General features: G+C 59.2%; 14 protein-coding genes and 1 pseudogene. 12 read left to right on the forward strand and 3 right to left on the reverse strand.

The window, feature by feature from the left end:
- Positions 1 to 140: 140 nt before the first annotated feature.
- On the reverse strand, positions 141 to 641 hold the full coding sequence (gene tpx / locus EJ576_RS28010; protein ID WP_126571629.1) for a thiol peroxidase: 501 nt from the start codon (positions 639 to 641) through the stop codon (positions 141 to 143).
- 158 nt (positions 642 to 799) lie between these two features.
- Here tpx and EJ576_RS28015 point away from each other — a divergent pair, with 158 nt between their 5' ends.
- From EJ576_RS28015 to EJ576_RS28070, 12 genes are all read left to right on the forward strand, one after another.
- Positions 800 to 2,089: a glycosyltransferase gene (locus EJ576_RS28015; RefSeq protein ID WP_126571630.1), complete on the forward strand. Its 1,290-nt coding sequence runs from the start codon at positions 800 to 802 to the stop codon at positions 2,087 to 2,089.
- 72 nt (positions 2,090 to 2,161) lie between these two features.
- Positions 2,162 to 3,109, forward strand: coding sequence for an AraC family transcriptional regulator (locus EJ576_RS28020; protein ID WP_122727526.1), 948 nt, complete (start codon positions 2,162 to 2,164; stop codon positions 3,107 to 3,109).
- A gap of 124 nt (positions 3,110 to 3,233) precedes the next feature.
- Positions 3,234 to 9,623, forward strand: coding sequence for a hypothetical protein (locus EJ576_RS28025; RefSeq protein WP_256656653.1), 6,390 nt, complete (start codon positions 3,234 to 3,236; stop codon positions 9,621 to 9,623).
- 289 nt (positions 9,624 to 9,912) lie between these two features.
- On the forward strand, positions 9,913 to 11,184 hold the full coding sequence (locus EJ576_RS28030; RefSeq protein WP_371923960.1) for a sugar ABC transporter substrate-binding protein: 1,272 nt from the start codon (positions 9,913 to 9,915) through the stop codon (positions 11,182 to 11,184).
- A gap of 92 nt (positions 11,185 to 11,276) precedes the next feature.
- On the forward strand, positions 11,277 to 12,167 hold the full coding sequence (locus EJ576_RS28035; RefSeq protein ID WP_032864136.1) for a carbohydrate ABC transporter permease: 891 nt from the start codon (positions 11,277 to 11,279) through the stop codon (positions 12,165 to 12,167).
- A gap of 10 nt (positions 12,168 to 12,177) precedes the next feature.
- Entirely contained in the window at positions 12,178 to 13,008 is an 831-nt protein-coding gene (locus EJ576_RS28040) for a carbohydrate ABC transporter permease (protein WP_003173672.1), read from the forward strand.
- A gap of 22 nt (positions 13,009 to 13,030) precedes the next feature.
- Complete coding sequence (locus EJ576_RS28045) at positions 13,031 to 14,134, forward strand: ABC transporter ATP-binding protein (RefSeq protein ID WP_123477161.1); 1,104 nt, start codon at positions 13,031 to 13,033, stop codon at positions 14,132 to 14,134.
- Positions 14,135 to 14,152: 18 nt separating this feature from the next.
- Entirely contained in the window at positions 14,153 to 15,634 is a 1,482-nt protein-coding gene (locus tag EJ576_RS28050) for a mannitol dehydrogenase family protein (protein ID WP_126571632.1), read from the forward strand.
- Between the two features lie 134 nt (positions 15,635 to 15,768).
- Entirely contained in the window at positions 15,769 to 17,250 is a 1,482-nt protein-coding gene (xylB, locus tag EJ576_RS28055; protein ID WP_126571633.1) for a xylulokinase, read from the forward strand.
- A 12-nt stretch (positions 17,251 to 17,262) separates the two neighbouring features.
- A complete protein-coding gene (locus tag EJ576_RS28060; protein WP_126571634.1) occupies positions 17,263 to 18,201 on the forward strand; it encodes a carbohydrate kinase in 939 nt (312 codons plus the stop codon).
- A 143-nt stretch (positions 18,202 to 18,344) separates the two neighbouring features.
- A complete protein-coding gene (locus EJ576_RS28065; RefSeq protein WP_126571635.1) occupies positions 18,345 to 20,948 on the forward strand; it encodes an autotransporter outer membrane beta-barrel domain-containing protein in 2,604 nt (867 codons plus the stop codon).
- A gap of 90 nt (positions 20,949 to 21,038) precedes the next feature.
- Positions 21,039 to 21,308 (forward strand): DUF2790 domain-containing protein, encoded by a 270-nt coding sequence (locus EJ576_RS28070; protein WP_126571636.1) that lies wholly within the window; start codon positions 21,039 to 21,041, stop codon positions 21,306 to 21,308.
- 65 nt (positions 21,309 to 21,373) lie between these two features.
- Here EJ576_RS28070 and EJ576_RS28075 read toward each other — a convergent pair whose 3' ends face one another.
- Positions 21,374 to 21,640 (reverse strand): DUF1652 domain-containing protein, encoded by a 267-nt coding sequence (locus tag EJ576_RS28075; protein ID WP_122727542.1) that lies wholly within the window; start codon positions 21,638 to 21,640, stop codon positions 21,374 to 21,376.
- A 258-nt stretch (positions 21,641 to 21,898) separates the two neighbouring features.
- A pseudogene (gene ilvA, locus EJ576_RS28080) lies at positions 21,899 to 22,885 on the reverse strand (threonine ammonia-lyase, biosynthetic); the annotation flags it as partial.
- Between the last annotated feature and the right edge of the window lie 60 nt (positions 22,886 to 22,945).

Below are 22,945 nucleotides of genomic sequence, written 5' to 3' on the forward strand. Positions count from 1 at the left end.
ACAACTTTTAACTTCTGACCTTAGTTCATCGGCCGTTTCGCTAAGCATCTGAGCTACCAATAAAAACGGCCTGGACTAGGCCAGGCCGCAATCATGCATCAAGCGTGTTACTGCAAAACGACAGTAACGTACCGAAACAGTTACTTCAAAACAGCCAGGGCTGCTTCGTAGTTCGGCTCTTGGCCGATTTCTGGCACCAGTTCGCTGTGCAGCACGTTGTTGTTCTCGTCCAATACCACCACGGCGCGGGCGGTCAAGCCTTGCAGTGGACCGTCAGCCAGCGAAACGCCGTAGTCGACCGCGAAGTCAGCGTTGCGGAAGTCCGACAGGCTCAGCACATTGTCCAGGCCTTCAGTGCCGCAGAAACGCTTCTGGGCAAACGGCAGGTCAGAGGAAATGCACAGCACGACGGTGTTGCTCAGGTCGTTGGCCTGGGCATTGAACTTGCGAACCGAGGTCGCGCAGGTCGGGGTGTCGACGCTTGGGAAGATGTTCAGCACTTTGCGCTTGCCGGCGAAGGTCGCCAGGGTCGCGTCCGACAGATCGCCGGCAGTCAGGGTGAAATCAGGGGCTTGGGTGTCGGTTTTCGGCAATTCGCCTTCAACCTGGACAGGGTTACCACGAAGGGTGACTTGAGCCATGAACGGAATCCTTATGCTGATTTGGGTTTAACGAATTCGAGAGGCCGAAGTTAACCACAAAGTACGTTCGCTACCTACCGCCAAACATAAATTGTCATGTCGTCGGTTATGGTTTAATTGCGCGCTTTGCGCCCTGCCCCTCAAGGAAAACGATGTCGATGAATGCCCCTGCCACCAAAGTCCTGGTCATTGGATACGTCTGGCCGGAACCCCGTTCCTCGGCCGCCGGCGGGCATATGATGCAAATTCTTGAGAGTTTTCTTACGCAAGGTTGGGATATCACCTTCAGCAGCCCCGCCACTATTGGCGAACACAAGGCCGACTTGACTGCACTGGGCATCGCCGAATGTGCCATAGAACTCAATAACAGCAGCTTCGATGATTTTGTCCGCGAACTGGCGCCGGATATCGTGCTGTTCGACCGTTTCATGATGGAGGAACAGTTCGGCTGGCGCGTTGAGAAGCACTGTCCCGATGCCCTGCGGGTGCTGGAAACCTGTGACCTGCAGAGTCTGCGCGACGCGCGCCAGCAGCGTCTGAAGGATCACCTCAAAGCCCATCCCCACAGCGAGGATTTCAGCGCCCTGTTCGCGCCGGCGCTGGATGATGAATTCCAGCTGATGGCCGATACGGACATCGCCAAGCGCGAGATTGCCGCGATCTACCGCTGTGACATCAGCCTGATGATCTCGGACGTGGAAGCGCGGCTGCTCACCGAGCAATTCAAGGTACCCGCCGCCCTGCTCCACTGGTGCCCGCTGATGTTGCAGCCGCCGACCGAGCCCTTCGTGCCGTTTGAAGACCGTGCGCACTTCCTCAGCATCGGCAACTTCCGCCACGCGCCCAACTGGGATGCGGTGTTATGGATGAAAAACAGCCTGTGGCCGCTGATTCGCCAGCAATTGCCCGGCGCGCAGCTGCATATCTACGGGTCCTATACCCCGCCCAAGGCCACGGCATTGCACAACCCGGCGCAGGGTTTTCATGTGATGAATTGGGCCGAAGATGCCCTGCAAGTCATGGCCGCCGCACGTATCTGCCTGGCGCCCCTGCGCTTCGGTGCCGGCATCAAGGGCAAACTGGCGGACGCGATGCTCTGCGGCACACCGAACATCACCACGCCCATCGGCGCCGAAGCCATGGGTGATGATCAGCCGTGGCCCGGCATGATCGAACACAGCGCCCCCGCCCTGGCAGCCGCCGCCGTGGCGCTGTATCAGGATCGTGAACGTTGGACCCAGGCCCAGGAAGACGGCCGTCGGTTGCTGGCCCGACGCTACAACGAGGCCACCCACGGGCCGGCGTTGGTGGCGTGTCTGGAACACTGTCGCGGCAACCTGGCTGCCCACCGCCGGGACAACTTCACCGGCAGCATGCTGCGCCACCACGCGCATAAGAGTACGCAGTACATGTCCCAGTGGATCGAGGCGAAAAACCGCAGCCTATAAACACCAGCGCTGGCGAGGGCGCGCGCGACGGGGCATTATCCTACGCAGCAACCACAAAAAAGCGACGGCAACATGACCCGAGCAACGCGAATCACCGACCCTTCCTACGAGTTGATGGACGACCACAACGGCCTGTCCATCATCTATCGCCAGCACGGTTTCCCCTGCCCGCTGGTGCGCTGGCACTTCCACAAAGAATATGAGCTGCACCTGATCGTGGCCAGCTCCGGCAAGGTGTTCATCGGCGACTACATCGGCAACTTTTACCCGGAAAGCCTGTTTCTCACGGGTCCCAACCTGCCCCACAACTGGATCAGCCAGGTGGAGGAAAACGAGGTGGTGCCCAAGCGTGACATGCTGGTGAATTTCACTGATGAGCTGTTCGAGCAAGGCAGCCACATCTTCGCCGAACTTAAGACCCTGGCGCCGTTGCTGGAGCGCGCGCAGTACGGCATCGAGTTCCGCTGCAAAAAAACCATCGCCCAGGCCCTGACCTTGATGCAGCGCATCGAGGACACCCAAGGCATGGCGCGCCTGGGGCACTTCTTTATCCTGCTGGAAGTGTTGAGTGCGTGTGAGGACTACCAACTGCTCTCCGGGGTGACTACGCCGCAACTGGCCGATGAACACAGCATCGACCGTACCAACCGCGCGGTGGACTATATCTTTGCCCACTACGCGCGCGAGTTGCCACTTGAAGAAGTGGCGGAGTATTTGGGGATGAAGCCCACGTACTTTTCACGGGTATTCAAACAGGCCACCGGACGCACGTTTATCGAATTCGTCAATCGGCTGCGCATCAGCAAGTCCTGCGAGTTGCTGGCCGACGGCGACAAGGCCGTGACCGATGTGTGCTTCGAATCGGGCTTCAATAACATCTCCAACTTCAACCGGCGCTTTCAGCAACTCAAGGGCATGACACCCTCCCACTACCGACGCCTGGCAGTGCAACGGCTCACCGAAGAAAACCGCGGCCAGCATCTTACGACACAAGCAAACGGCTACAAATCAGGCCTTTAGATCGCTGCCTTCACGCAATGGAACCCTTTAAATAGCCAAGCCACAGAGTGAGCACACACCCAACGCTTCTTTTTCATTCGTTGGGTGGCGTATTTTTCACACGCAGGCATAAGGCGCTCGACTAATGACCAGAGTTCACCGCTCTCGCTTAACCACCTCTGTTACGCCCACGGAACCTACAAGACAAAGCCTGCACGCGGCGCCTGAGAACCCGGCGGCCGCCAAAGTCGTCGGACTTTTTCAGGCACGTCAAAACGGGCAAATGGAGCGCTCGCAGCCCGAATACGCGACAAATATGCCCAAACACGCGCCGCAGCGGCTCCTTGATCTGCTCAGCTACACGGTGACAGAAGAGCAGCCAAGTTTGGCCGAACAGATCAGTCAGTTGGTACAGGGCACCACAGACGAAACAGTGCTGCACAATGAAGTCGAGCGGCTCCTGAACCAGCCAAGCGCGCTCAATCCGCAAAAAACTTACACCCAGCTTATTGACGAAATACTCCAAAACCCGTCGCGCGCCATGCCTAACAAAGGCCATGGTTTTTCTCGAGTGCGCCGAGAACTGGGAAATGCCGCCCCTGCGCAAAACGCCGGCGACACTGCGGTCCAGCAGTTCGCCAATGCCTTGGTTGAAGACAGCGACAGCCAACTGGCGATTAATTTCGCCAATCATCTGATCCGCATTCGGGTGAATGCGACCCCATACAGCCTCGCTAGTGCAGCCCCAATTGCCATCCCGCCCAGCTCAACGTTCGGCCTTGCCTGGAACGAACTGGCTGACGCACTCGACGCGGAGCCTTTCAAGACCTTTGCCCAAACCAAAGGTATTGATATTTCAAGTCTTGTCATCAAGGCCAATGGAGACCTGACTGGGCGCAGACACAACCAAACCTTCAGTTTCTCTTTGACACAAGATCCCGAATGGGCGAACGCTTCATCTGCCGTTTTGACCGCGTCGAACAAAATGCGCGGGGACATCACGTTCCGCGACCGAGGGCACGCACCAGCGGCGAACGTCGCAGGCTTTTATCTGGAGCGCAACAGCCGCTTCAACAGTGACGACACGCTAATGGCGATTGATCGGCTGATGAGAGAGAGAAACTTCAGTTCGATAAGTAATACCGACAGCTACTACGCGGCTCAATACGGCCCAGTCCAGCAGCGCCAAAGGGACGCCAAACAACAGCTTGCAAACCTGCCACCTGCCCGGTTGAACCGACTACTGGCAGATTTCGAGCCCGCGTCGGCGGCACAAAAAATCAAGGACGCCGATCAGGCCCTGGCCCGCCTGAGCAGCCAAGCGATTGGCACGTTGTCAGGATTCACGATTGAAGAACTGCCCGAGTACTCGACCTTCAACCTCGTACGTAACAACCTCAAGGAGGCGCTGAACGGCGTTGCCTTTACGGCGTTCGCAAAAGAACAAAACCTTGACGTGTCGAGCGTCCGGATCATTTCGGAGGACGGAACCTTGATAGGCAAAGTCAATGGCGTCGAAACCACCTTCGTTTTGAACGGCCTCTCCGGTTGGTCCGACGTCTGGCCGCAAGTACAACCGGCGGTAGAACGTATGGCGACAGGCTCAGGCGACTACGTCTACTACCCCAACGCACGCTCTGCAGAGGTTTCAGAAGTGCTCCGTTTTTACGCGGAAGAAGGACTGCCTCGAAATGACTTCCCTAAGCCTGGCTGGGCGCGAAGAGTGCAAGAAGCGAGTCTGCGCAGAAGTGCCAAAATCACTCAAGTCGACGGCTTCAAGGCATTGGTCGGCACGCCCACTGACGTTGCCCGCTCGCTGAGCGTACGCGCGGCGCAGCAGGCCGTCATATTGCAACTCACTGGAAAACCACTGCACCTTACGCCGCTTGAAACCCTGGCGGCAGCAGCCAAGGCCAACGTGCCACAGACCAACCCCGCACCGCCCGTAAACGCGGCACCAGGCCCCGACACGCCAGAAGACACCTTGGCACGTGCCGAAGCCGAACTGGTCGGCACTACGCATCGCGTGATGCTTGAGCTCAAGAGCGACCCGACCCCTCCTGCATCAAAAAAGATTGAACCGATCCCGGCCAACAGCCTGTTCGGACAATGGCTGGCTTACTTGGACAAAGCCCTGAAGAGCAGCGGTTTTACCAAGTGGGCCGCGAAACAGGGCATTGACCTGAGTTCCTTGCGCTTTGACCCAACGGACCGAGTGCTGATCGGCAAGGTCGGTGGTGTTGAACAGCGTTTTACCGCCACTGACTTCACGAAAAAATACCCGGCAGAGCATTTTGACGTGCTCACGCCAGTGTTGACCGCTGCCGAGGCATTCACCGCACACGGAAAACCGATCACGCTGGCTCAGGCCAACGACAGCAGCGCATCCTTTGAGTGGGTGGCCAATTTCTATTCCATCAGTACCGACTACGACAGCGAGGCGTTCACGCGACACACGGAGCTGATGGGCCGAACATTGGAGTTTCCAACGCCACCTGAAAACCCAGGGAAAATCGTGAGCTGGCTGAACCAGCGCAAAACCGCGTTAGGCGACAGCAATGACAGGCATGCGCTGATTCATCAGCTTAAATTCGGGAATGTCGATAACGACGCCACAACCCGCTTTACGGTGGATCCGGACTCCAGCCACCAGCCCAAGGGCACCACGACACTCCAGAAGTTTCTGTCAGACCACGGCTGGTACGGTGCGACGTCGGCTGCACAGGTCGATAACTTGTTGCTGGCGTTGCAAACCGAGATCCCGCAGGCACCTCCCTTAGGCAACCAATGGGGCTTCTTGTCCACGGACTTACCGTTGAGTGCCGAGCAACGCAGCGCGGTGGGTGAGTTCGTCAAAACGTCTGTTGGAAGCCACAGCACCCTTCTCAGCTTCTTGAGTTCCGGCGTTTCCAACCTGAGCAGCAACCCAGATCAGGCACTGCAACAACTCCTCTCCAGTGACATCGCCCTGGAGCTCGCCACACACTTGCAAACCGCAATGAAGGGCGCTGCTACCCCAACCAGCCTAAAGCAATGGCTATTGACCGCGCTTGTACTAGAGCTTGATCCAACGGCCGGCACCCAGCGCAATCGCGTTGCAGGTTTCGACTTCATGTGGCCTGCGAACTGGGGCTTAGGCGCTGGCAAGCTCAGTGAGCTTTTAAGCCAACATCTGGCTGATACCCAACAGGTCCCGACCAACCTTCGTCCGGCAGTCACCCGCCTATTGATGTCCGGTGCCGCGCCACATTTGCTGGTCAAAGACATACCGTCGACGTTGAAGTTCGGTTCCCCAGAATGGGTCAACTTTTCAAGTGCGGTAAATCGAATCGAACTGATAGCCGCCGGTGCCAGCGCGAACATGACTTACCAGCAGGTCATGGACTTTCATAACATCAAGCCCATTTCAGCAGAGGAAAACCGCCTGCAGGCCGTCGCCCAACTGAACCCGGTGATTGATTGGGCCGTCATCAATAACCATCTTGGGAAAAACAACAACGACGAATATAGCCTCGATCAGCTGAACGACAGCCAGGAAAAACTCGATACACAGATCAATGAGACCTCGCAAGCCAAGCGTTACCTGCGAACCGTCGAACCGCCGAGCAGAAGGGCCATGGCCCTGGCGGCACTGAAAGAGCAGTTTGGCTCAGCCATCGATTTTGAGAGCCGGGTCCTATGGGAAAAGGTCGCGGGCGGGCTCTTTTCCGGCATTAACGCAAGCATCGTCGAGGTCTATGAGGCCGGCCGCCTGGGTGAAAGTTGGAGTACAGGCCAACCAGGTCTGAACTTCGAAGACCTGCGCAAAAAGGCACATGAGTTGCCAGATATCAACGAGCAATTCGACAAAGCCATCCAGCCAGACTTCACCCAGCGCAGGGCCAGTAAGATTTCCCTGTTCAAAGATATGCTCAGCAAGTTGCCGCTGGAAGAGCGCAATAGCCTTAACTTTGGAGCGGTGGAACTTCTGCAAGTGGAAGGTGCCGCCAGTGGCATCATCATAACCTCCGTCTACGAAGGCGTGAGGAGGGATTTCGCGGTCTATCCGGCAACTGGGCAAATCGTCAAAATCCCCGACATTGATCCATTAACGCCGCTAGACGAAAAAGTCAGCCTTGCCATCGACATGGACGCGCTCAAAAACGGGACAGAGCCCAAACAGGGTGTCACCTCCGATGTTGTATTGAGGGTAAGCGAGCAATTCATCCTCATCGAGCGTGCTGACGACGACAAACGCCCTGAGTTGCGTGAAAGGCTCTTCCTTGAACGCCCTGCAAGTGACGCATCCTCCGTTTACGACGGCGAGAGGATGGAGGACCTCGCCAAGGTGCTGGTTGACACGGCCTACCTGCGCAAAAGTACCTTCATCGCTATCCACCGTGGGTTGCACAATGCAGTTGAACAGGGAGTAGAACCCAGCGACTTCTTCAAAGGCCTTTTACGTGCCCTTCCAGGCGGCAGCAGCCTTGAAGATATTTACCACGGTGAATACGCCAAAGCGGCGGGTGATCTACTCATTGATATCGCGCTCTACGTGGCCACTGAAGGCGCTGGGAAAATATGGGCGCTAGCAAAAACAGGTGCTGCGTGGGCCATTGCCAAGGTTTCTGGCAAGTTTGTCGAGAAGTTCGGAGCAGAAGAAGCCGAAAGCATTGCACTCAAAGATGTAACCGCCGCCAGCACCTCGAATTCGATCAACACATTGAGCCGCATGCAGGATAGCCGCATTGCAGAGCAAACGGCAGACATGGCCGACGGCAGAGTCATACGTTCCAACACCCAGAACCAAGTCAAGGTCACCACAGTATTCCAGGACGGTGAATGGTACGCCTACGACGCCAAGACACAGGCGGCTTATGGCCCCGCCCTGGAGGGTTTTATCTCGGATACATCAGCCCCCCTGCGCCAAGAGACTTTCTCAAGCGGCACTCAAGCCCTGGTAACTGAAAAGCCCCTGGCCGCCGATGCATATACCCTGCCTCGCGCCAATGGCTTCGACCTGGTCAATGACGGCAAGGTATACCGTTACGATGCCCGAAATCCCAATGTACTCACCGACCTGGAGTCGGCCGACCACTTTAAGCCCTTGGATAAGTTCGAAGCGATCTGTGAGGCACCCTCCGTTGGCGGCAGAGCCAAACGCGGTGCCAATGACACGTGCTTCTCCAAAATCATTGAGAACACTCCCAACGAATTGACTCAGGAGCTACAAGCACTTGAGCATGTACGCTTGTTCCCCTCACCGCGGAAGCTTTTCAGAAAGGATCAATTTGTCGTCTTCGAACGACGCCGCTGCCAAGTGATTGAAAGCGAAATGGGGCCTCAACTTCACCCGACTCAGGACAACAAGCGCATCACCTACAAATCGCAGATAACCGGCAGCATCAAACATGATCCACAGTTTGGCTTTTACGCTGGGCAAACCAACGGAGCACTGAACCAGGAAACGCGTGTAATCAAGCTCAACAGCATCAGCGATATCTGTGACGACAAGCGCGAAGTTCGCGCGGTCATCGTTAACGGTCGAACGCCTGGCGACACCGAAAAGTACCTGGTGATCGAGGCGGACACCGCGGAGTTCTATTACGCGAAACTGAATACCACGGCATCCGGTGAACTCACATTCTTTAAAACCACACCCAACGACCTATCACTCGTAAATGGCTATCGGAATAAATTCAGCATCCGCCAAGGCGTGTCCAGAACACCACTGGATGCCGAATTCATCGCCCTGCCCAAACTGGACTCGGCGCTGGAAGAGTTGAAGCGTTTGGGTTACCAGAAAAAAGATGTCGATGAGTTAGGTGCTTTCGTTAAAAGCATGACGAAGGAGCAACAGCGCGAGGTGCTCTATCAGTTGCAACGTAGCGAAGCGATTGGCAAGGCGAATATCGCCCTGAAGCCAAATCAAGTAACCGCTCTGACAACGCCATCGAACTTCTCGACGTTAACAGCCGAGCAGCAAAACAAACTCCTGGCGCAGCAGGTAAAAGACACGGTAACCCGTTCCATGACGGCCACCGGGCTAGGCCCAGGCAACCAGATACGCTCAGCATCGGATATTGCACGAGCAGACGCAGCCAGCCAGACCCTCGCATGGTTGCGTCGAAGCATTCCCAGCAGTGCGCGGAATCGCTCTGACATGATTATGAAAGCCGGCGCCGGCAATTGCGGAGAAATGGCCCTGCTTTCGAGGGACATCATCAAAAAGAGTGGTGGCAATGCCTACGAATGGGCAGCCTCAGATGCTCACGCATTCACTGTGGTGGGCGGCCCCTCCGGGCTACCTGCAGCAACGGTCGACTTCTCGGAACCTGAGTGGGCGGATGCCTGGATTGTCGACCCGTGGGCAGGCATTGCCAGCCCCGCTCGTGAGTACACGCAAAAATTGAAAGCGGTCATGACGCAATGGGAGCGTGATGGCATAAAAATAGTGGACGGCAACAAGACCATAAGCCCACTGGACACAGACTGGATGGATGCCCTAATCACGAAACCGAAGACGCCGTATCCTCACGGTTATATCAACCCCTAAGCCCCTGCGGCGCCGGGCGAAAACCGCACGCAGTTGCAGTGCAGCGATTTTCGCCCAGGCCGGGCAGTGAAAAGTTTCAGCCAACCCCAAAGACAGTGCAAAAAAGTATCAGTCCCAGTGTTCCCAAGGATTTGTCACAGCGCAATTAGAAGGCTGTAATCAACGCACACTCTTCCTGACTCCCTGTGGGAAGACACAACAACAATAACTGTCCTTCTGTAGCCCCCTGGGCGCGGAAATGGAGTGCGCGATGAAGTTCACAGCAAAAGCCCTGCTTGTCTCTACCTGCATGACCCTCAGCGCCGTCAGCCTTGGCGCGCAGACCTTGACCATTGCCACCGTCAACAACAGCGACATGATCCGTATGCAGAAGCTCTCGAAAACCTTCGAGACCGAGCATCCGGAGATCAAGCTGAACTGGGTGGTGCTCGAAGAAAACGTGCTGCGCCAGCGTCTCACCACTGACATCGCCACACAGGGCGGGCAGTTCGATGTGTTGACCATCGGCATGTACGAAGCTGCACTGTGGGGTGCCAAGGGCTGGCTGGAACCGATGAAGGACCTGCCGGCGTCCTACGACCTCGATGATGTATTCCCTTCGGTGCGTGACGGTTTGTCCGTCAAGGGCTCGCTGTACGCCCTGCCGTTCTACGCCGAAAGCTCGATCACCTATTACCGCACCGACCTGTTCAAGGACGCCGGGCTGACTATGCCCGAGCACCCGACCTGGACCCAGATCGGCGAATTCGCCAGCAAACTCACCGACAAGACCAAAGAGCAATACGGCCTGTGCCTGCGCGGCAAAGCCGGTTGGGGCGAGAACATGGCGCTGATCACCACCCTGGCCAACGGCTACGGTGCGCGCTGGTTCGATGAGAAGTGGCAGCCGGAATTCAACGGTCCAGAATGGAAAGACGCGCTGAACTTCTACGTCGACAACATGAAGAAATCCGGCCCGCCGGGTGCTTCCAGCAACGGTTTCAACGAAAACCTGGCGCTGTTCAACAGCGGCAAGTGCGCGATCTGGGTCGACGCCAGCGTGGCCGGCTCATTCGTCACCGACAAGACTCAAAGCAAAGTGGCTGACCATGTCGGCTTTACCTTTGCCCCGCACGAGAAGACCGACAAAGGCACTTCGTGGCTGTACTCCTGGAGCCTGGCGATCCCTACCAGCTCCAAGGCCAAGGACGCCGCCAAGGTGTTCACCAGTTGGGCGACCTCTAAAGAATACGGCGCATTGGTCGCCAAGACCGACGGTGTTGCCAACGTACCGCCAGGCACGCGCAAGTCGACCTACAGCGACGAGTACATGAAGGCCGCGCCGTTTGCCAAGGTGACCCTCGAATCGCTGAAAGTCGCAGACCCGACCAAACCGACGCTCAAGCCGGTGCCGTATATCGGTATCCAGTTGGTGACCATTCCTGAGTTCCAGGCGATCGGGACGCAGGTCGGCAAGTTCTTCTCGGGCGCGCTGACGGGTCAGCAGACAGTGGATGCTGCATTGACCGCCGCGCAGACCACCACCGAGCGTGAAATGAAGCGGGCCGGTTATCCCAAGTAAAGCAGGCCCACCACCGTCAAATGTGGGAGGGGGCTTGCCCCCTCCCACACTGACCGCACTCCGATTCTTGCTCTGTACCGGTCGTGAATACCATGAATACACCCGCCAAAAACCGCCTGGCCAACCCTGGCTGGTTCCTTGTCAGCCCCTCGGTGGCCTTGCTGCTGCTGTGGATGATCGTGCCGCTGGGCATGACCCTGTACTTTTCGCTGATCCGCTACAACCTGCTCTACCCCGGCGAAAACCAATTCGTGGGGTTGGAGAACTTCACCTACTTCATCACCGATTCGGGCTTCCTGCCCGGCGCCACCAATACCTTGTTGCTGGTGGGCAGCGTGTTGCTGATCAGCGTGGTGTTCGGTGTGCTGATCAGCGCCCTGCTGGAGGCCAGTGAGTTCTTCGGCCGTGGCTTGGTGCGAGTGTTGCTGATTTCGCCGTTCTTCATCATGCCCACCGTGGGCGCGCTGATCTGGAAGAACCTGATTTTCCACCCGGTCTCGGGGATTCTCGCCGCCGTGTGGAAGTTCTTCGGCGCAGAACCCGTGGACTGGCTGGCGCACTACCCGTTGCTGTCGATCATCATCATTGTGTCGTGGCAGTGGCTGCCCTTCGCGATTCTGCTGCTGATGACCGCCATGCAGTCCCTCGACCAGGAACAAAAGGAAGCCGCGCGCCTGGACGGTGCCGGCGCCATCGCGATTTTCTGGCACCTGACCCTGCCCCACCTGGCACGCCCGATTGCCGTGGTGGTGATGATCGAGACGATCTTCCTGCTCTCGGTGTTCGCTGAAATCTTCACCACCACCAACGGTGGCCCCGGCTACGCCTCGACCAACCTCGCCTACCTGATCTACAACCAGGCGCTGGTGCAGTTCGACGTGGGCATGGCGTCGGCCGGCGGTTTGATTGCCGTGGTCATCGCCAATATCGCGGCGATCATCCTGGTGCGGATGATCGGCAAAAACCTGACTGACAAGCCTTGAGGGCCGCGCCATGACGCTTCAACAATCCCGCCGCCTGCAAAGCCTGTTGCTCGGCACATTGGCCTGGGCCATCGCGATCCTGATCTTCTTCCCGATCTTCTGGATGGTGCTGACCAGCTTCAAGACCGAAATCGACGCGTTCGCCACGCCGCCGCAGTTCATCTTCACGCCGACGCTGGAGAATTACCTGCACATCAACGAGCGCAGCAATTACTTCAGCTACGCGTGGAACTCGGTACTGATTTCCTTCAGCGCAACGGCGCTTTGCCTACTGATCTCGGTGCCAGCGGCCTACTCCATGGCGTTCTACGAAACCCAGCGCACCAAAGGCACGCTGCTGTGGATGCTGTCCACCAAAATGCTGCCGCCGGTGGGCGTACTGATGCCGATCTACCTGTTGGCCAAGAGCTTTGGCCTGCTGGATACGCGCATTGCGCTGATCATCATCTACACCCTGATCAACCTGCCGATTGTGGTGTGGATGGTTTACACCTACTTCAAGGACATCCCCAAGGACATCCTCGAAGCCGCGCGCCTGGATGGCGCGACCCTGTGGCAAGAGATGGTCCGCGTACTGTTGCCGATTGCCAAGGGCGGCCTGGCGTCCACTGTGTTGCTGTCGCTGATCCTGTGCTGGAACGAGGCGTTCTGGTCGCTGAACCTGACCTCTTCCGCCGCTGCGCCGCTGACCGCGTTGATCGCCTCCTACTCCAGCCCCGAAGGCTTGTTCTGGGCCAAATTGTCCGCCGTGTCGACCCTGGCCTGCGCGCCGATCCTGATCTTTGGCTGGATCAGTCAGAAACAGCTGGTGCGCGGTTTGTCCTTTGGCGCCGTTAAATAATAATTCCTAGCGGAGGCTCATCATGGCCAACCTGAAAATCAAGAATCTGCAAAAAGGCTTCGAAGGCTTTTCCATCATCAAGGGCATCGACCTTGAAGTGAACGACAAGGAATTCGTGGTCTTCGTCGGCCCGTCGGGCTGCGGTAAGTCCACCCTGCTGCGCCTGATCGCCGGCCTGGAAGAAGTCAGCGAAGGCACCATCGAACTGGATGGCCGCGATATCACCGAAGTGACCCCGGCCAAGCGTGACCTGGCGATGGTGTTCCAGACCTACGCGCTGTACCCGCACATGAGCGTGCGCAAGAACATGTCGTTTGCCCTGGACCTGGCCGGTGTCGACAAGAAGCTGGTGGAGAGCAAGGTCAGCGAAGCGGCGCGCATCCTCGAGCTGGGCCCGCTGCTGGAGCGCAAGCCCAAGCAGCTGTCCGGCGGCCAGCGTCAGCGTGTGGCCATCGGCCGCGCGATTGTGCGTAACCCGAAGATCTTCCTGTTCGACGAACCGCTGTCCAACCTCGACGCCGCCCTGCGCGTACAGATGCGCCTGGAACTGGCGCGCCTGCATAAAGAGCTGCAAGCGACCATGATCTACGTGACCCACGACCAGGTTGAGGCGATGACCCTGGCCGACAAGGTGGTGGTGCTTAACAGTGGCCGTATCGAGCAAGTCGGCTCGCCGCTGGAGTTGTACCACCAGCCGGCCAACCTGTTTGTGGCGGGCTTCCTCGGTACGCCGAAGATGGGTTTCCTCAAGGGCAAAGTCACCCGTGTTGAAAGCCAAGGCTGCGAAGTGCAGTTGGACGCTGGCACGTTGATCAACCTGCCGCTGAGTGGCGCCACCTTGAGCGTGGGCAGTGCAGTGACCCTGGGCATTCGTCCGGAACATCTGGAAATGGCTTCCCCGGGCCAAACCACCCTGACCGTCACCGCCGACGTCGGCGAGCGTCTGGGCAGCGACACTTTCTGCCACGTCATCACCGCCAACGGCGAGCCGCTGACCATGCGGATCCGCGGCGACATGGCCAGCCAGTATGGCGAGACGCTGCACCTGCACCTGGACCCGGCGCACTGCCATCTGTTCGACACCGACGGTGTTGCCGTGGCCCGCCCACTGCGCGCTGCCGCCTGATTTCGCGAGACTTTGCTGATGAAACTGAATAAACAGAACCTCACCCAGTTAGCGGCGCAAGTAAAACTGCCGGCCTACGCGATTGCCAGTACCACGCAGGGCATCGCCCATATCGGCGTCGGCGGTTTCCATCGCGCGCATCAGGCGTATTACACCGACGCGCTGATGAACACCGGCATCGGCCTGGACTGGAGCATCTGCGGCGTCGGCCTGCGTGCCGAAGACCGCAAGGCCCGCGACGACCTGGCCGGCCAGGACTACTTGTTCACTTTGTACGAGCTGGGCGATACCGACGACACCGAAGTGCGTGTGATCGGCTCGATCAGTGACATGCTGCTGGCCGAAGACGGCGCCCAGGCGCTGATCGACAAGCTGGCTGACCCGGCGATCCGTATCGTCTCGCTGACCATCACCGAAGGCGGCTACTGCATCGACGACAGCAACGGTGAATTCATGGCTCACCTGCCGCAGATCCAGCATGATCTGGCGCACCCGCGCGCGCCAAAGACCGTGTTCGGCTTCATCTGCGCCGCCCTGACCCAGCGTCGCGCTGCGGGCACACCGGCGTTTACCGTAATGTCCTGCGATAACCTGCCACATAACGGCGCCGTGACGCGCAAGGCACTGCTGGCCTTCGCTGCCTTGCACAATGCCGAGCTGCACGACTGGATCAAGGCCAACGTGAGCTTTCCGAACGCCATGGTCGACCGCATCACACCGATGACCAGCACCGCGCACCGCCTGCAATTGCATGATGACCACGGCATTGACGATGCCTGGCCGGTGGTGTGCGAACCTTTTGTGCAATGGGTGCTGGAGGACAAGTTCGTCAACGGTCGCCCGGCCTGGGAAACGGTCGGCGTGCAGTTCACCGATGACGTCACGCCGTATGAAGAAATGAAGATCGGCCTGCTCAACGGCAGCCACCTGGCACTGACCTACCTGGGGTTTCTCAAGGGTTATCGGTTTGTGCACGAGACCATGAACGACCCGGTGTTTGTCGCCTACATGCGCGCCTACATGGACCTGGACGTCACGCCAAACCTGGCGCCGGTGCCGGGCATCGATTTGACCGAGTATAAGCAGACCCTGGTGGACCGCTTCTCCAACCAGGCGATTGCCGACCAGTTGGAGCGCGTGTGTTCGGATGGCTCGTCGAAGTTTCCCAAGTTCACCGTGCCGACCATCAATCGCCTGATTGCCGATGGCCGCGAGACTGAGCGTGCGGCGCTGGTAGTAGCGGCGTGGGCGTTGTACCTCAAGGGTGTGGACGAGAATGGCGTGAGTTACAAGATCCCCGATCCGCGTGCAGAGTTTTGCCAGGGGCTGGTGAGTGATGAGGCGTTGATCAGCAAACGGCTGCTGGGCGTGGAAGAGATTTTTGGCAAGGCTATTCCCAATTCGCCTGAGTTTGTGGCAGCGTTCGAGCGGTGCTATGTGAGTCTGCGCGACAAGGGCGTCACAAAAACCCTGCAAGATATCCTGAAGAAACCAGCTTGACCATGTGGGAGCTGGCTTGCCTGCGATGGCGGTCGATCAGGCAGCCATGAGGTGACTGACAGACTGCCATCGCAGGCAAGCCAGCTCCCACAATGACCGCATTTCAATCCAACAATAATGCTGAGCAAACCCTCATGACCCAGCAAAACCTGTTTCTCGGCATCGACTGCGGCACCCAAGGTACCAAGGCCGTCGTCCTCGACGCCTCCAGCGGCAAGGTACTGGGCCTCGGCGCGGCTGCGCACACCTTGATCAGCGGCGCCAATGGGCGGCGCGAGCAGCACACCCAGGAATGGCTGGACGCCTTTACCGAAGCCACCCACCGCGCCCTGCAACAGGCCGGCGTGGACGGCCAGGACATCCTCGGCATCGGCGTTTCCGGCCAGCAACATGGTTTGGTGCTGCTGGATAACCAAGGCCAGGTACTGCGCCCGGCGAAACTCTGGTGCGACACCGAGACCGCGCCGGAAAACGACCGACTCTTGCAGCACCTGGGTGGTGAAGGCGGTTCCCTGGAACGTCTCGGCGTGGCGATTGCACCGGGCTACACCGTGTCCAAGCTGCTGTGGACCCGCGAGCAGCACCCGGACATCTTCGTGCGCATCGCGCATATCCTGCTGCCCCATGACTACCTCAATTACTGGCTCACCGGCCGCGCCGTCGCCGAGTATGGCGATGCGTCGGGCACCGGCTACTTCAACGTGCGCACCCGTGAATGGGATGTGGCGCTGCTCAAGCACATCGACCCGAGCGGACGCCTTGAAAACGCCTTGCCACAACTGATCGAGGCCGATCAAAGCGTCGGTACGATTCTTCCGGCGATTGCCGAACGCCTGGGCATCAACCCCAACGCCATCGTCTCCAGCGGCGGTGGCGACAACATGATGGGCGCTATCGGCACTGGCAATATTGCCCCTGGCGTGATCACCATGAGCCTCGGCTCGTCGGGCACCGTGTATGCATTTGCCGACCAACCCAGCGTCAGTCCGCAAGCCTCGGTGGCCACCTTCTGTTCATCCAGCGGCGGCTGGCTGCCGTTGATCTGCACCATGAACCTGACCAACGCCACTGGGGTGATCCGCGAGCTGTTCGACCTGGACCTGGCCGCGTTCAACGCCCTGGTCGAGCAAGCGCCCATCGGCGCCGACGGCGTGAGCATGCTGCCGTTTCTCAACGGCGAACGCGTGCCCGCCCTGCCCCACGCCACCGGCAGCCTGCACGGCCTGACCATGACCAACCTGACCCGCGCCAACCTGTGCCGCGCGGTGGTCGAAGGCACCACCTTCGGCCTGCGCTACGGCCTGGACCTGCTGCGCCAGACTGGCCTGCAAAGCCAGAGCATCCGCTTGATCGGCGGCGGTTCGAAAAGCCCGGTCTGGCGGCAGATGGTCGCCGATATCATGAACACCGAAGTGGTCTGCACCGAACAAAGTGAAGCCGCCGCCCTGGGCGCGGCGATCCAGGCGGCGTGGAGCCAGTCCGGCGAGTCACTGGCCAGCCTGTGCGACAAATGTGTGAGCGTCGACCCGGCCAGCCGTACTCTGCCGGTAGCGGCCAGTGTCAGTGCGTATCAACAAGCCTACGAGCGCTACCAGCAGCTTGTGGCAACCCTTTAAGAGCGAACGACTATGTATCTGGTGTGTGGTGAAGCGCTGTTTGATTTTTTCAGCGAGGAAGACGCCAGCGGGCAGGCTTCCAAGGTCAATTACAAGGCGATTGCCGGCGGTTCGCCGTTCAACGTCGCGGTAGGCTTGCGCCGCCTGGGTATCGAGGCGGGCTTGTTCGGCGGCTTGTCCACCGACTTCCTTGGCCGCCGCTTATTGCAGGTGCTCAAGGATGAGGGCGTCAGCGAGCAGTTCCTGGTGGAATTCGCCGCGCCGACCACCTTGTCGATGGTCGCCGTGGGCGCCAATGGCTCGCCGCAGTACAACTTCCGTGGTGAAGGCTGCGCCGACCGACTGCTGGAAGTCAGCCATCTGCCCGAGCTGGGTGATGACATCCGTGGCCTGCATATCGGCTCGTTCTCGCTGGTGGTGCAACCGATCGGCGACACCTTGCTGAGCCTGGTCAAGCGTGAAAGCGGCAAGCGCCTGATCAGCCTCGACCCCAACGTGCGGCTCAACCCGCAGCCGGATATCCAGCTGTGGCGCGACCGCGTAGGCGAGTTGGTCAAACACGCCGACCTGATCAAGGTCAGCGACGAAGACCTGCACTTGCTCTACCCCGATCAGTCGCCTGAAAGCGTGCTGCAGGGTTGGCTGCAACACCGTTGCCAGTTGGTGTTCCTCACCCGTGGTGGCGACGGCGCCAGTGTGTTCAGCCGGCAGCATGGCCACTGGTCGGCGCCGGCAGTCAAGGTGGTGATGGCGGATACTGTGGGGGCTGGTGATACCTTCCAGGCCGCGTTGATTGCCTGGTTGACCGAGGAGCAGCGTGACTCGGTAGAGGGCCTGCAACAGCTCACCCGTGGGCAAATCGACGCCATGCTGGGTTTTGCAATCCGTGCTGCGGCGTTGACCTGCACCAAGACCGGTCCGGACCTGCCTTACCGCCACCAGGTGAGCTGAACCCGGCAGCAAAATGACCAATGTGCCACCACGCAGGCCACGTATTCCGTGGCCTGCGCGCGTTTATATAAAAATTGCCAAGTGGGAAAACTGTGCTAAACCCATAACAGGAGCAGTAACTACAACGCATGCAGGACAGACCCATGCAAAAGAGCAACGGTTTTTCAACCCGCGCCGTTTTAGCTGTCGGCCTCCTCTCACTGCAGTACACCGCACCACAACAATCCTACGCTGCCTGCACACTCACTCCCGGTCCGGGCAACGACACGTCTATTTGCGACAGCGGCACCAGTGCCGGCCTGACCGACCTCCTGGGCGATAACCGCCTGACCCTGCCTGCAGGCGGCAGCGGCATCATCAACGGCAACGTCACCTTCGGTCCGGGGAAAGACGCCGTGTGGATCGACTCCGGCCAGATCAACGGCGCCGTACAGCAAGGCGCCGGCATCGATGACTTCATTATGAACGGCGGGCAAATCCAGTCCCTGGCACAGGGCGACGGCCGTGACATCTTCCGGATGACGGGCGGCACCATCGTCGGCGCGTTCGAGGACGGCGACGTGGCGCAGCAAACCGGTGGCACCATCGGTCGGGTCGACATGAAGCTCGACAAGAACTTCTATGACATGTCTGGCGGCGTAATCCTGGGCAACCTGGTCACCGGTTTCGATACCGATACGATCATCGTCTCGGGCGGCAGCATTGGTGGCAATATCAGCACCAGCGGCGGCGACGACAGCATCACGGTCAGCGGCGGCGTGGTCAACGGCGAGATCCGTGCCAGCGTCGGCAATGACACGTTCAACTGGCTCAATGCCGGCCAGATCAAATCGGCGGTGCTGATGGGCGATGGTGACGATACCGCGCTGCTGCGCGGCCTCAGCGAAAGCCTGTTGGCTGCCACGCCCTCCATCGACGGCGGCCTGGGCACCGATCAACTGACCTTCGACAGCACGACGTCCAGCACGGCGTCACGCTATATCGGCTGGGAGACGGTCAATCTCAACAACGGTTCGCGCTTCGACCTAGCGGGAGATTTTTTCCTGGGTGATAGCGCGAGCAATACCGGCACCTTCAACATTGACGGCAGCAGTACGCTGGCCGTGACCCAAGGCAGCGTGCGGCCCTATCTCGCCGGCCAACTAGCGACGCTCAACAATGCCGGCAAGATCGACATGACCACCGGCAGCGCCACCGCCAACGATGCGCTGACGGTACATGGCAATTACGTGGGCAATAACGGCGAGGTGTGGGTGCAAACCGTGCTTGGCGATGAAAACTCCGCTACGGACAAGCTGGTGGTATCCGGTGGCACGCTGAGCGGTCGTACCGAATTGGCGGTGAGCAACCTCGGCGGCGTCGGGGGCTTTACCCGCAATAACGGGATCGAGGTGGTGCAGGCGCTCAACGGCGCGGTGAGCAGTACCGATGCCTTCTCGTTGAAGAGCTCGGTCTCGGCCGGGGCCTATGAATATTTGCTGTTCAAGGGCGGCGTGACGGCCGGTACCGAAAACAACTGGTACCTGCGCTCGTCAGTGGTTGCCGTGCAACCGCCGGCGGTGCCACCCGTGCCACCGACACCACCAGTGGTGGTGCCCGTACCGCCGATTCCAGCGACACCGCCGGTGGTCGACCCCGATGAACCGCCGGTGGAACCGCCGACCTCGCAACCCGTCGCGCCGGTCGAGCCCCCCGCCCCGCCGCCCAGCCAAGTGGCGGCAGGCAACTCGCCGCAATCCGCCGCGAGCAACCCGGCGCTGCCGACCGCCATTGCCGGTGCTGAGCCCATCGCGCTGTACCGCGTGGAAGTGCCGGTGTATTCGGTGGTGGTGCCCGCCGCACAGTTGATGACCCTGCAAGCGCTGGGCACCTTTCATGATCGCCAGGGCGAGCAAAGCCTGCTGACCGAAACCGGCGCGGTGCCGGCTGGCTGGGGGCGTGCCTATGGCAGCGACTTCAACAAGCACTGGTCGGGCACCGTGGCGCCAAGCTTCGACGGCTCGGTCAAGGGCTATCAGGTCGGTCATGACCTGTATGCATCCGAAACCAGCGGCGGGCAGATCCAGCGCTTCGGGCTGTTTATCGGTCAAAGTCGCCTGAGCGGGGACGTGAAAGGATTCTCGATGGGCTGGCAGAACAATCGCTCCGGGCGGGTCAAACTCGATGGCGATAACTTCGGTGCCTACTGGACGCTCACCGATTCGACCGGCTGGTATGTGGACCTGGTTGCGATGGGCACGCGCCTGAAGGGCGACAACAAGTCCGAGCGGGGCATAAAGATGGACACCAAGGGCCATGCCCTGGCGCTGTCCGCCGAAGCCGGCTACCCGATTGCCGTTTCCGAGCATTGGGTCGTGGAACCGCAGGCCCAGGTAATCCGCCAGACGATCGACCTGGACAGCCAGAACGACGGTATTTCCAGGGTGTCATTCGACTCCCAGGAGTACTGGACCGGCCGCCTCGGCGCCCGCCTCAAGGGCCGCTACCTGGTGAATAACACACCGGTCGAACCTTACTTGCGGGCCAACGCCTGGCGCACATTCGGTGGCAGCGACACGGTGACCTACGATGATGTGGATCGCATCAAGAGCGATCACAAGTCTTCCACGGCGGATGTGGGTGTCGGCGTGGTTGCGCGGCTGTCGTCTTCGGTGAGCGTCTACCTGGCCGCAGACTACAACACCACCCTGGACGGTAACCCGATGGAGGGTGTCAGCGGTAATGCCGGGGTGCGGATGAGTTGGTAAAGATGAAGGTTTTGTCAGCCCGGTAAAAATTAATCGATGGTTAATCCCGCAAGTCGAGAGTGAAGTTGTCCCCACTTGCGGAGAACCACCATGAAACTGCGCACTTTGATGTTCGGCAGCGCCTTGGCGCTGGCCGCAGTATCAGGCCTGGCCCAGGCCGACGAGCAAGGCGCCGCTCTCAAACCCGTGCCTTACCAGTACGGCATGCCGATGAATATCGCCAAAGTCCTGGCGATGAACGAAACCCAGACCGATGAATGCAAAGTCATCAAGGCGGATATCAAGTTTTTGGATAAGGCGGGCAAAGTCGAAGATGTCAGCTACCGGAAAATGTCCGAAGCCTGCGATTTCCAGAACTGATCGACAGGCGTAAACAGCATTGGGCCTGGCAATCACCAGGCCCACAGGTCAAGACTCAAGCATTTTCAGTAAGCGCGCCCTCCTACGCGTTGCAGGATGGGGGTATGCGTGTGCTTGAGGTCTTCGCGCAACCCGGCGATCAGGTTGCAAATGGCTCGACTGCTGTCGAGTTTGTCCGCGTTGATCCCTTTGACTTCCAAATCCACCCGGTCACGGTCACGGTCGTCGTAGACCTTGATCGTCAGCGAAGCATCTTCGGCTTTGGTGCATTCGCACCGTTTAGGCAGGAAACTTCCTTCAATAATGCTGCGAAGTTCTAATTCCGAAAGCATGGTCAACCTCTCCTTTTCTGAGACTGCCAACAGATTGTTGTGTATCCGACGAGCTCATGCCCGCCGCGCCTTGCCGGCCGTGGAAGACGCTTGTAACACCCAAGCCTACTCGGCAAAATCGGCCTTCGTTGTAACTTTTCCTCATAAGCCACATGCCGGGACATATAAGTAAAAGTGTGCGGTTTGAATCTTCGTCGAACCGCAGCGATTAAACGTTTAACTCTGGACTCAAAATTCATTACAGGCCTGTGCGGCGACCCTTTCGGCAACATGTCGCAAACTATCGAAGTTGATGTTCGCTCCGGAATTGATCGCCACCAAGGTCTGTTTGCGCAGGCCATGATGGGCGACGTACTTGCGCACGCCCGCCACTGCCAACGCGCCAGAAGGCTCGGTGATTGAGCGCGTGTCGTCGTAGATCAGCTTGATGGCGCTGCACAGTTCGTCGTTGCTGACCGTGATAACGTCATCCACCCAATCCCGGCAGATTTCAAACCCGTAGGCCCCTACCTGCGCTACCGCCGTGCCGTCGGCGAACCCGTCGACACTGGGCAGCACCACCCTTTCGCCGGCACGCAGCGCCGCCAACAGACAGCTTGAACCCTCGGGCTCGACGCCGATGATGCGCACCTCGGGCCGTAGGTATTTGACGTAGGCGGCAACCCCGGCAATCAGCCCACCACCGCCTACCGGTACGAAGATCGCATCCAACGGGCCCTGTTGCTGGCGCAGAATTTCCATGGCTACAGTGCCCTGACCGGCGATCACATCCGGGTCGTCGAAGGGCGAGACGAAGGTGCAACCGGATGACTCAGCCAGTTGCAGCGCGTGGGCCAGGGCAAAGGGGAAGCTCTCGCCATGCAGGACCGCTTCAGCGCCACGGGAGCGTACGCCGAGCACCTTCAACTCCGGCGTAGTGCTGGGCATGACGATCCGCGCCTGGATCCCCAACTCCCTTGCTGCCAGCGCCACGCCCTGGGCATGGTTGCCGGCCGATGCGGTGACCACGCCGCGCGCCTTTTGCTCGTCGCTCAACTGCACCAGTTTGTTGTAGGCGCCCCGGATCTTGAAGGAAAACGTTGGCTGCAAGTCTTCGCGCTTGAGCAGCACCTGGTTGCCCAGCAACGCTGACAATGCGGGTGCGGGTTGCAACGGCGTGCGCATTGCCAGGTCGTAGACCGGCGCGGCGAGGATCTTTTTTACGTAATGCTCAAGGAGTGCCGAGTCGGCGGTGCAGGTGCTCATAGGTGTTTCCTGGCTTTTTGTTCAAGGCCCAGGAGACGGAAAAACAAAACCCGCCTCTAG

Source organism: Pseudomonas sp. C 49-2, assembly GCF_003970195.1.
Classification (GTDB): Bacteria; Pseudomonadota; Gammaproteobacteria; order Pseudomonadales; family Pseudomonadaceae; genus Aquipseudomonas; species Aquipseudomonas canadensis.